8 protein-coding genes, 1 tRNA gene and 2 pseudogenes are annotated in these 11,044 nt (G+C 38.2%); all 11 read left to right on the top strand.

From position 1 onward, the window contains the following. The first annotated feature begins 202 nt into the window (after positions 1-202). The 11 genes and pseudogenes from dnaN to DW059_RS13795 all read left to right on the top strand — a co-directional run bounded on the left by dnaN (position 203) and on the right by DW059_RS13795 (position 10,775). A complete protein-coding gene (gene dnaN, locus DW059_RS13845; RefSeq protein WP_117699187.1) occupies positions 203-1,315 on the top strand; it encodes a DNA polymerase III subunit beta in 1,113 nt (370 codons plus the stop codon). A gap of 29 nt (positions 1,316-1,344) precedes the next feature. Further along, the gene (locus tag DW059_RS13840; RefSeq protein WP_022242292.1) at positions 1,345-1,554 is read left to right on the top strand and encodes an RNA-binding S4 domain-containing protein; all 210 of its coding nucleotides are present in this window, start codon (positions 1,345-1,347) and stop codon (positions 1,552-1,554) included. After that, positions 1,551-2,641: pseudogene (recF, locus tag DW059_RS17705) on the top strand (DNA replication/repair protein RecF). The gene DW059_RS13840 and the pseudogene recF overlap by 4 nt, the downstream one beginning before the upstream one ends. Before the next feature lie 27 nt (positions 2,642-2,668). After that, the gene (gene gyrB / locus DW059_RS13830; RefSeq protein ID WP_117699186.1) at positions 2,669-4,585 is read left to right on the top strand and encodes a DNA topoisomerase (ATP-hydrolyzing) subunit B; all 1,917 of its coding nucleotides are present in this window, start codon (positions 2,669-2,671) and stop codon (positions 4,583-4,585) included. Positions 4,586-4,597: 12 nt separating this feature from the next. Then, positions 4,598-7,192: a DNA gyrase subunit A gene (gyrA, locus tag DW059_RS13825; RefSeq protein ID WP_117699185.1), complete on the top strand. Its 2,595-nt coding sequence runs from the start codon at positions 4,598-4,600 to the stop codon at positions 7,190-7,192. 74 nt (positions 7,193-7,266) lie between these two features. Then, positions 7,267-8,069: pseudogene (locus DW059_RS17855) on the top strand (putative ABC transporter permease). Between the two features lie 42 nt (positions 8,070-8,111). Further along, positions 8,112-8,486, top strand: a complete 375-nt coding sequence (locus DW059_RS13815) for a hypothetical protein (protein WP_207659169.1) — start codon at positions 8,112-8,114, stop codon at positions 8,484-8,486. 99 nt (positions 8,487-8,585) lie between these two features. Then, complete coding sequence (locus tag DW059_RS13810) at positions 8,586-9,431, top strand: fumarate hydratase (RefSeq protein WP_117699183.1); 846 nt, start codon at positions 8,586-8,588, stop codon at positions 9,429-9,431. Positions 9,432-9,472: 41 nt separating this feature from the next. Then, a complete protein-coding gene (locus DW059_RS13805; RefSeq protein ID WP_117699182.1) occupies positions 9,473-9,943 on the top strand; it encodes a GNAT family N-acetyltransferase in 471 nt (156 codons plus the stop codon). 60 nt (positions 9,944-10,003) lie between these two features. Continuing rightward, the gene (locus DW059_RS13800) at positions 10,004-10,561 is read left to right on the top strand and encodes a Fe-S-containing hydro-lyase (protein ID WP_117699181.1); all 558 of its coding nucleotides are present in this window, start codon (positions 10,004-10,006) and stop codon (positions 10,559-10,561) included. A gap of 126 nt (positions 10,562-10,687) precedes the next feature. Continuing rightward, positions 10,688-10,775 (top strand) — tRNA-Ser (locus DW059_RS13795). Positions 10,776-11,044 lie beyond the last annotated feature (269 nt).

The following is an 11,044-nucleotide window of genomic DNA, read 5'->3' as shown; positions in this document are numbered from 1 at the left end:
TTAAATGCTTATGAATTAAGGGTTGCAGAAGGTTATTCACTTATTAACATCCCCTAAGAATAAGACGTTTAATTTCTTTTAAATATTATATTTATATATGTCGAAAGGAGTTATGAACAACTTATTAACATCCCCTAAGAATAAGACGTTTAATTTCTTTTAAATATTATATTTATATATGTCGAAAGGAGTTATGAACAACATGAAAATCATCTGTTCAAAATCAAATTTACTTTATGGTGTAAACATTGTTTCCAAAGCCGTACCAACCAGAACGACCATGGCTATCTTAGAATGTATCTTAATAGATGCTTCTGCCGGTGAGATTAAATTAACTGCCAATGATATGGAACTTGGAATCGAAACAAAAATAGAAGGAGAGATTGAAGAAAGAGGAATTATCGCATTAGATGCAAAAGTTTTTTCTGATATCGTAAGAAAGCTTCCTGACAATGAAGTTGTAATCGAAACAGACTCTTCCTTTAAGACAACCATTACCTGTGAAAAAGCAAAATTCAATATCATTGGAAAATCCGGTGAAGATTTTTCTTATATTCCATATATTGAAAGAAATGAAGAAATCAGCATTTCACAGTTTACTTTAAAAGAAGTAATCCGCCAGACAATCTTTTCTATTGCAGATAATGATAATAATAAGCTGATGACAGGAGAATTATTTGAAATCAATGAGAACAGCTTAAAGGTTGTATCACTGGATGGCCACCGTATTTCAATCCGTAATATAGAACTGAAAAATAATTATGAGCATAAGAAAGTGGTTGTTCCTGGAAAGACTTTACAGGAAATCAGCAAGATTCTCCCGGGAAATGCTGACGAAGATGTCAGCATGTATTTATCAGACAATCATATTGTATTTGAATTTGGCAATACCACCGTTGTTTCCCGTCTGATTGAAGGCGAGTATTTTAAGATTGAACAGATGCTTTCTTCTGATTATGAGACAAAGGTTAAGATTAACAAACGTGAATTATTAGACTGTATCGACCGTGCTACCCTTTTAGTAAAAGAGGGAGATAAGAAGCCGATTATCATGAATATAACAGATGATAAGATGGAATTAAAAATCAATTCTTTCATTGGTTCCATGAATGAAGAAATTGATATTACCAAAGATGGAAAAGATATTTTAATTGGATTCAATCCGAAATTCTTTATCGATGCCCTTCGTGTCATTGATGAAGAAGAAGTAACCCTTTATATGGTAAATCCAAAGGCACCATGTTTTATCCGGGATGAAAATGAGACCTTTATCTATCTGATTCTTCCGGTAAACTTTAATGCAGCTGCAAACTAGGATTTGCAGAGGCAGGAAGAGAGGCAATCATGCAGGAAATTAAGCTGCGGGATGAATATATTAAGCTGGGACAGGCGTTAAAAGCTGCCGGAGTCGTAGACTCCGGAGTCACTGCCAAGCTTGTAATATTAGATGAAAAAGTTAAGGTAAATGGCGAAGTTGAAGTACAGCGTGGCAAGAAATTATATGATGGAGATGTAGTGGAAGCTTTGGGCGAAACCATAAAGATTGTAAAATGATAATAAAGTCCATTGAACTTAAGAATTTCCGTAATTATGAAGAGTTAAATCTGAATCTTGACGGTGGAACCAATATTTTATATGGGGACAATGCCCAGGGAAAGACCAATATATTAGAATCCATTTATGTCAGCGGAACAACGAAATCCCATAAGGGAAGCCGCGATAAAGAAATGATTCGTTTTGGTGAAAATGAGGCACATATCCGTACTATGGTAGAAAAAAATCAGATGAGTTATCAGATTGATATGCATCTGAAGAAGAACCGTTCCAAGGGAATTGCCATTAATGGTGTGCCAATCCGCAAGGCAAGTGAGCTTTTCGGTGTGCTGAATATGGTATTTTTCTCACCGGAGGATTTAAATATTATCAAAAATGGTCCTTCCGAGCGCAGAAGATTTTTAGATTCGGAAATCTGCCAGCTGGATAAAATTTATCTTTCTGATTTAACCAAGTATAATAAAGTTTTAAATCAGCGCAATAAGCTGTTAAAAGATATGGTATTTCATCCGGATTTGGAAAATACGTTATCCGTGTGGGATATGCAGCTCATTTCTTACGGCAGGCGGATTATCAGCGGCGCCGGAGATTTGTAGAAGAATTAAATGAAATTGTCCGGGGCATCCATGAAAGCATTTCCGGTGGCAGGGAGCAGCTGACGCTGACGTATGAGCCGGATATCGAAGAAGCTTTTTTTGAAGATGAATTAAACCGGGCGAAGGAAAAGGACAGAAAATACTGCAGTACCTCCGTGGGACCCCACAGAGATGATATTTCCTTTTTTATCGGAGATATCGATATCCGTAAATTCGGTTCCCAGGGACAGCAGAGAACTTCTGCTTTATCACTGAAATTATCAGAGATAGAGCTGGTGAAAAGATGTATTCATGATACACCGGTACTTCTTTTAGATGATGTACTTTCCGAACTGGACAGTAACAGGCAGAATTATCTGCTTAACAGTATACATGATATTCAGACGGTCATTACCTGTACCGGTCTGGATGAATTTGTAAGAAACCGCTTCCAGATTGATAAAATATTTGAAGTCATAAGCGGAACAGTAAGTGAAAAAAATGAAATGTAAAATAATCCGTGAATAGGAGGAATACAGATGAGTACGGAATACGGAGCAGACCAAATTCAGATTTTGGAAGGTTTGGAAGCAGTAAGAAAGAGACCTGGAATGTATATTGGAAGTACCTCTGTGAGAGGACTTCACCATCTGGTATATGAAATTGTGGATAACTCTGTCGACGAAGCACTGGCAGGTTATTGTACCCATATTATCGTTACGATTAATAAAGACAATTCCATTACCGTAGAAGATGACGGACGTGGAATTCCGGTAGGAATTAACCACAAAGCAGGTATTCCTGCGGTAGAAGTAGTATTTACTGTATTGCATGCCGGCGGAAAATTCGGCGGTGGAGGATATAAGGTATCCGGTGGATTACATGGTGTAGGAGCATCCGTTGTAAATGCACTTTCTAACTGGCTGGAAGTACAGATTTTCCACGATGGAAAGATTTATAAACAACGTTATGAACGTGGACATACCATGTATCCACTGAAGGAAGTCGGAAAATGTGATATAAATAAAACCGGTACTACTGTAACCTTTTCTCCGGACGGAAGCATTTTCGAAGAAACCGTATATGATTTTGATACATTAAAGCAGCGTTTAAGAGAGACTGCATTCCTGACAAAGAATCTTAGGATTACACTTCGTGATGACAGGGAAGAGCCTGTAAAAGAACGGGTATTCCATTATGAAGGCGGTATTAAGGAATTTGTAACTTACTTAAATAAGAGCAAGGAAGCATTGTATCCGGAGGTTATTTATTGTGAAGGTGAGAAAAACGGGGTTCTTGTTGAAGTTGCTATGCAGCATAACGATGCATATAACGAAGCTACGTACAGCTTTGTCAATAACATCATCACGCCGGAGGGTGGAACACATCTGGCAGGTTTCCGTAATGCGCTTACCAAAACTTTTAATGAATATGCGCGGGCAAATAAGATTTTAAAGGATTCTGAGCCGGCACTTTTCGGTGATGATATCCGTGAAGGTTTAACTGCTATTGTAAGTATTAAGATTGAAGAGCCTCAGTTTGAGGGACAGACCAAGCAGAAGCTTGGTAACAGTGAAGCAAGAGGAGCCGTAGACAGCGTAGTAAGTGAGCAGCTTACATACTTTTTAGAGCAGAATCCTCAGGTTGCAAAGACCATTTGTGAAAAATCACTTCTGGCACAGCGTGCAAGAGAGGCAGCGAGAAAAGCAAGAGATTTAACCAGAAGAAAGACTGCATTAGAAGGAACCTCACTTCCTGGAAAATTAGCAGACTGTTCTGATAAAGATCCGAAAAACTGCGAAATTTTCATCGTCGAGGGAGATTCCGCCGGCGGTTCCGCAAAGACTGCAAGAAGCCGTGCAACCCAGGCAATTCTTCCACTTCGTGGAAAGATTTTGAATGTAGAGAAAGCAAGACTTGATAAAATTTACGGAAATGCTGAGATTAAAGCCATGATTACTGCATTTGGTACCGGTATTCATGAAGATTTTAATATCAGTAAATTAAGATATCATAAGATTATTATCATGACCGATGCCGATGTGGATGGTGCCCATATCAGTACCCTGATGCTTACTTTCATTTATCGTTTCATGCCGGAATTAATCAAACAGGGCTATGTATATCTGGCACAGCCTCCACTTTATAAGATTGAGAAAAATAAAAATGTCTGGTATGCCTACAGCGATGAACAGCTCAACAATATCTTAAAAGAGATTGGACGAGACGGTAATAACAAGATTCAGCGATACAAAGGATTAGGAGAAATGGATGCCGAGCAGCTTTGGGAGACAACCATGGATCCTGAGAAGAGAATCTTACGTCGTGTTGTAATGGATGAAGAAGAAGCATCTGAAATTGATGTAACATTCAACACCTTAATGGGTGATAAAGTAGAACCAAGACGTGATTTTATTGAAGCAAATGCGAAGTATGTCCAAAACCTGGATATCTAGGAGGAAAAATAGATGGATGACAAGATATTTGACCAGATACATGACGTAGACTTAAAGAAAACGATGGAAACATCTTATATAGACTATGCCATGAGTGTAATTGCAGCCCGGGCTTTGCCGGATGTAAGGGATGGTCTGAAACCGGTACAGAGACGTGTACTGTTTTCCATGATAGAGTTGAATAACGGTCCGGATAAGCCACATAGAAAATGTGCCCGTATCGTCGGAGATACCATGGGTAAATATCACCCACACGGAGACAGTTCAATCTATGGAGCATTGGTAAATATGGCACAGGACTGGTCTACCAGATATCCATTGGTAGATGGTCATGGTAACTTCGGTTCCGTAGACGGTGATGGGGCTGCGGCAATGCGATATACGGAAGCAAGACTTTCAAAGATTTCCATGGAAATGCTTGCTGATATTAATAAAGATACCGTTGATTTCATGCCAAACTTTGATGAGACCGAGAAAGAGCCTATTGTACTGCCATCAAGATTTCCAAATCTTTTAGTAAATGGTACAACTGGTATTGCGGTAGGTATGGCAACCAATATTCCGCCACATAACTTAAGAGAAGTTATCAATGCAGTAGTAAAAATCATTGATAATGAAGTAGAGCAGGATCGTGGAACCGATATTGAAGAGTTATTAGATATTGTAAAAGGACCTGATTTTCCAACCGGTGGAATGATTCTTGGTACAACCGGAATCAACGAAGCATACCGTACCGGCCGTGGAAAGATTCGTGTCCGTGCAGTTACCAATATTGAGCCGATGAACAATGGAAAGAACCGTATTATTGTGACGGAGCTTCCATATATGGTAAATAAAGCCAGACTCATCGAAAAGATTGCAGAGCTGGTAAGAGATAAGAAAATTGACGGAATCACAGATTTACGTGATGAATCAGACCGTCAGGGTATGAGAATCTGTATTGAGCTGCGTCGTGATGTAAATCCAAACGTAGTATTAAATCTGTTATATAAACATACCCAGTTACAGGACACCTTTGGTGTTATTATGCTGGCACTGGTAAATAATCAGCCGAAAGTCTTAAATCTTCTTGATATGTTAAACTACTATCTGATGCATCAGAAGGAAGTTGTAACAAGAAGAACGAAATATGATTTAAACAAGGCAGAAGAAAGAGCTCATCTGTTAGAGGGTTTACTGATTGCCTTAGACCATATTGATGAAGTAATTTCCATTATCCGTGGAAGTAAGACAACACCGGAAGCAAAAGAAAAATTAATGAACCGCTTCGGACTCAGCGATGCACAGGCACAGGCTATTGTAGATATGCGTCTGCGTGCACTGACCGGTCTGGAACGTGAGAAGATTGAAAATGAATATAAGGAATTAGTAGCAAGAATCGCAGAATTAAAAGCAATCCTTGCAGATGAGAAGAAACTTCTTGGTGTCATCAGAGAAGAAATTCTTCTGATTGCAGATAAATATGGAGACGAAAGAAGAACATCTATCGGATTTGACGAATATGACATTTCCATGGAAGATCTGATTCCGGTAACCAATACGGTAATCACCATGACAAAATTAGGATATATCAAGCGCATGAGCGTAGATAATTTCCGCAGCCAGCATCGTGGTGGTAAAGGAATTAAGGGAATGGAGACCATTGAGAACGATTATATCGAAGAACTTCTCATGACAACCTCCCATCATTATCTGATGTTCTTTACCAACAGCGGAAAAGTATATCGTATGAAAGCATACGAGATTCCGGAGGCAGGAAGAACAGCCAGAGGAACTGCGATTATTAATCTGCTTCAGCTTCAGCCGGGTGAGAAAATCACCGCAGTTATTCCGATTAAGGAATACAAAGAAGGTGAATACCTCTTTATGGCAACCAAGAATGGTATTGTGAAGAAGACACCAATCTGCGAATATGCAAATGTCCGTAAGACAGGACTTGCAGCAATCAACCTTCGTGATGATGATGAACTGATTGAAGTAAAGAAGACAGATAACAATAAAGATATCATCTTAGTAACTAAATATGGCCAGTGTATCCGTTTCCATGAAACAGATGTAAGAAGCACTGGTCGTGTATCCATGGGTGTTATCGGTATGAATTTAGCAGACAGCGATGAAGTCGTAGGAATGCAGTTAAATACCCAGGGTGATGCACTGATGATTGTATCTGAAAAAGGTCTTGGAAAATGCACCCTGATGTCTGAATTCTCACCACAGAACCGTGGCGGTAAAGGCGTGAAGTGCTACAAGATTACCGAGAAGACCGGTAATATCATCGGTGTCAAAGCCGTAAATCAGGATAACGAAATAATGCTGATTACCACAGAAGGAATCATCATTCGGATTCCGGTAAATGGAACAGCACTTTTGGGCAGAGTAACATCCGGAGTAAAACTGATTAATGTAAATGACGGAGTAACTGTAGCCAGCATGGCTAAGGTAAAAGAAGATAAATCCATTATGGAAAATGATATTCCGGAGCCGAAACAGCCAGAAGGTGTTATTGTAGAAGAAGATGAAGATGCATCAGCATCGGAGGAAGAGCTGATATCCAAGGAGCTTGGTGAATTAATTAACCGCGCAGAGCAGGATAGCGAAGAAGAATAAAAAACTTTATAAAAAAGAGGGCGGAATCACTGTATCATGATTTCGCCCTTTCAAAAAATAATGGGGGATTAAAGATGCCACAGACATTTTATGAAGTACTATGGATTTTTATTATTTATGCATTTATTGGATGGTGCAGCGAAGTATCCTATGCAGCATTGGATAGGGGAATCTTTGTAAACAGGGGATTTTTGAACGGACCGTATTGTCCAATTTACGGATGTGGAGTATTAATTGTGGTTGTGTTACTGACACCATTAAAGAAAAATTTACTGATACTATATTTAGGTTCCTTCCTTTTGACATCAGTTTTGGAATTTATAACAGGATTCGTAATGGAAAAAGTATTTCATAATAAATGGTGGGATTACTCGGATAAACCTTTAATATAATGGGATATGTATGTCTGAAATTTTCAATTTTATGGGGATTGGCATGTACCTTTATTATGCTGATTATTCATCCGATTATTTACGGATTCATTCATCTGATACCGCATATTGTGGGGGTGGTATTACTTATAATTATAATGACCGGATTTGCCATTGACGTAGTAGTAACGGTATCTACTATTGTGAAGTTCAACCGCAGGTTAAAGGTAATGGATGATATTGCAGCAAAAATTAAAGTATTGTCCAACCAGATTGGTGAAAATATTTATGAAAATGTAGAAGAAGCACTGGAAAAATCTGTAGAATTTAAAGAAGGGCATGCAGAACAGATAGAAAAACTAGAAAATCTGCGTCATAAATATGATGAACTTTTATCCAAAAAGAATGCAGTATCCAGCCGTCTGATGAAAGCATTCCCGGATATGAAATCAAAACATCATAACGAGATTTTGCAGAAATTAAAGAAAATCAATATAAGAAAGTAGGAAAATATGAAACCGAAAATAAAAACAGGGATAAGCGCAATCATGATAATAGGATGGATATTTGCAGGGCTGGGTTCTGTCTTTTTAATAATGGGAATCCTTTTTCTGACACAGTCCGGTAAAGAGGAAGCCTTTAAAATGTTAGGACTCATCTTTGGCGGAACCGGACTATTCTTTTTCCTGATTGGTGTCATTTTTTTGATATTGCATTACAATAATAAAAGCAGCTTAAAGAAAATTGTAGATAACGGCTATTACATTATGGCAGAAATTTCAAATATAGATATGAATTATAATGTAAACGTAATGGCAGATGCCTTATGTGATATATGCCAGATATCAGGATATGAATGGCTGCATCCATACATTTCACAGCCGCAACATTTTCTTTTATCCGGCGGGAATGATGAAAAATAATATGGTAAAAATTTATACAAGACCGGATAATTTTAAAAAATACTATATGGATATCGATGAGATTTTACCGGAAGTACAGATGCATTAAAGGAGACAGAAATGATAAGAACAGTAAAAACAAGTGAAATAACAGAAAATATCAAAGAAATGTGCATTGAAGCAAATTATTATTTATCCAGGGATATGGATGCAGCAATGAAAAATGCGGCTGCAACGGAAGAATCTGAACTAGGACAGAAAATATTAAATCAGTTACAGGATAATCTTGAAATTGCAGATAAAGAGCAGATTCCGATTTGTCAGGATACCGGAATGGCAGTGGTATTTATTGAAGTTGGACAGGATGTTCATTTTGAAGGAGAATCCATTGAAGATGCCATTAATGAAGGAGTACGTCAGGGATATGTAGAAGGATATCTTAGAAAATCCGTAGTAGGTGATCCACTAATCCGTGAAAATACCAAAGATAATACACCTGCAGTCATTCATTATTCCATCGTACCGGGAGATAAAGTAAAAATTACAGTTGCTCCAAAGGGATTTGGAAGTGAAAATATGAGCCGCGTCTTCATGTTGAAGCCTGCAGAAGGAATCGAAGGTGTTAAAAATGCCATCATGACTGCAGTAGCTGATGCAGGTCCAAATGCCTGCCCGCCAATGGTAGTAGGCGTTGGAATCGGAGGCACCTTTGAAAAATGTGCGATTCTTGCAAAAAAAGCATTAACCAGAAGCGTAGATTCCTATTCTGAAATACCTTATGTAAAAAATCTGGAAATAGAAATGTTAGATAAAATTAATAAGTTAGGCATCGGACCGGGCGGATTAGGCGGAACAACTACAGCTTTAAAGGTAAACATCAATACATACCCGACACATATCGCAGGACTTCCGGTGGCAGTGAACATCTGCTGTCATGTAAACAGACATGTGGTAAGGGAGATTTAAAATGAACACAATTGTAATAGAAGGAAAAGAATATCATTAAAATGGCACATCAGGAAAATAGAGAAGAAATACTGTCTTTATACCAGAGTGCCATGGGAACAGAAGGCTGCACCTGGGATGAAACATATCCAAGCCGGGAGACCATTGCAAAAGATTTTGCAAATCAGGCATTATTTATAATAGAAGATAATGCCCATAAAATAGCCGGAGCAATTTCAATTGATGAAGATACGGAAGTAAATGCATTAACCTGCTGGTCGAAGCAGTTAGAGCCATCCGCGGAGCTGGCTCGTCTTGTCATAAGAGAGGCAGAACAGAATCATGGACTGGCACGCATTATGATTCAAAAGACCATGGAAGAATTAAAAAAAAGTGGCATGAAAGGTGTGCATTTTCTGGTAAGTAAGACAAATGAAAGGGCAATGCGTTCCTATCAGAAATTGAATTTTACAAAATGTGGTGAATCGGATCTTTATGGAGAAGACTGGTGGTGCTACGAAAAGGCATTATAATAGATTTATTATAAAAGCTGGTAAATATCATTATTTATTATAGAAAGAACAGGTGATAGAATGGATAAATATATTACAACACCGATAACAGAAGAAAAGACAGCAGAGCTTCATGCAGGAGATTATGTATACATAACAGGAACGATTTATGTGGCAAGAGATGCAGCTCACAAGAGAATGATGGAAGTCTTAGAAAGAGGAGAAGAACTTCCGATAGACATTTTAGATTCCACAATCTATTATATGGGACCATCACCGGCAAGAGAGGGAAGACCAATCGGTTCCGCAGGTCCGACCACTGCAACCCGTATGGATAAGTATGCACCAACCCTATTGGATTTGGGTGAAAAGGCAATGATTGGAAAAGGAAAACGTTCCAAAGGAGTCATAGATGCCATCATCCGTAATAAGGCAGTGTACTTTGCAGCAATCGGCGGGGCAGGCGCGCTTCTTTCTAAATGTATTACCAAATCAGAAATTGTCTGTTATGAAGATTTGGGAGCGGAAGCCATCCGCAAGCTGGAAGTAAAAGACTTCCCGGTAATAGTTGTGATAGACAGAGATGGCAATAACCTCTATGAAACAGCAATAGAAAAATATAAGAAAATCCAGCTTTAAAATGCTCTAAAAAAATAAGTGAAAAATAATTTGAATTTGTGATTGACAAAGTGAAATAGTTTTAGTATTATTATCTATGCGTCATGTACGCAGACAACATCATATTTATTTGGAAAGTTCAGATATGGAGAAATACTCAAGAGGCTGAAGAGGCGCCCCTGCTAAGGGTGTAGGTCGGGCAACCGGCGCGAGGGTTCAAATCCCTCTTTCTCCGCTTTTTCCAAAGATAAAGAAATTTATTTTTTTTGGAAAAAGTTGTTGACAGATAAGAAATAAGATGTTATACTAAATGAGTTGTGTCTGAGAGATACAATAAAGAACCTTGATAACTGAACAGTGAAATAACCTTGAAAGATTTTGAGAAAACGTAATCAAAAGATTACAAAATCATTCAGGACAGCATCTCTATTCAATAGAAGAATGCGACCTAAAACAGTAAACTTTAGGATATTTAGCCAAGCTAGATTTCTGAAAGGACAAACA

Origin of the sequence: Roseburia sp. AF42-8 (assembly GCF_003435965.1) — a bacterium.
In the GTDB taxonomy this organism is placed as follows: domain Bacteria; phylum Bacillota; class Clostridia; order Lachnospirales; family Lachnospiraceae; genus Roseburia_C; species Roseburia_C amylophila.
Note: the sequence above shows the minus strand (reverse complement) of the source record. Positions and strands in the feature narration are given on the sequence as shown.

What these genes read in the sequence shown, in the direction of transcription:
- dnaN (WP_117699187.1), top strand. Translation starts at nt 203, where the DNA reads ATGAAAATCATCTGTTCAAAATCAAATTTACTTTATGGTGTAAACATT.
- DW059_RS13840 (WP_022242292.1), top strand. Translation starts at nt 1,345, where the DNA reads ATGCAGGAAATTAAGCTGCGGGATGAATATATTAAGCTGGGACAGGCG.
- gyrB (WP_117699186.1), top strand. Translation starts at nt 2,669, where the DNA reads ATGAGTACGGAATACGGAGCAGACCAAATTCAGATTTTGGAAGGTTTG.
- gyrA (WP_117699185.1), top strand. Translation starts at nt 4,598, where the DNA reads ATGGATGACAAGATATTTGACCAGATACATGACGTAGACTTAAAGAAA.
- DW059_RS13815 (WP_207659169.1), top strand. Translation starts at nt 8,112, where the DNA reads ATGATAATAGGATGGATATTTGCAGGGCTGGGTTCTGTCTTTTTAATA.
- DW059_RS13810 (WP_117699183.1), top strand. Translation starts at nt 8,586, where the DNA reads ATGATAAGAACAGTAAAAACAAGTGAAATAACAGAAAATATCAAAGAA.
- DW059_RS13805 (WP_117699182.1), top strand. Translation starts at nt 9,473, where the DNA reads ATGGCACATCAGGAAAATAGAGAAGAAATACTGTCTTTATACCAGAGT.
- DW059_RS13800 (WP_117699181.1), top strand. Translation starts at nt 10,004, where the DNA reads ATGGATAAATATATTACAACACCGATAACAGAAGAAAAGACAGCAGAG.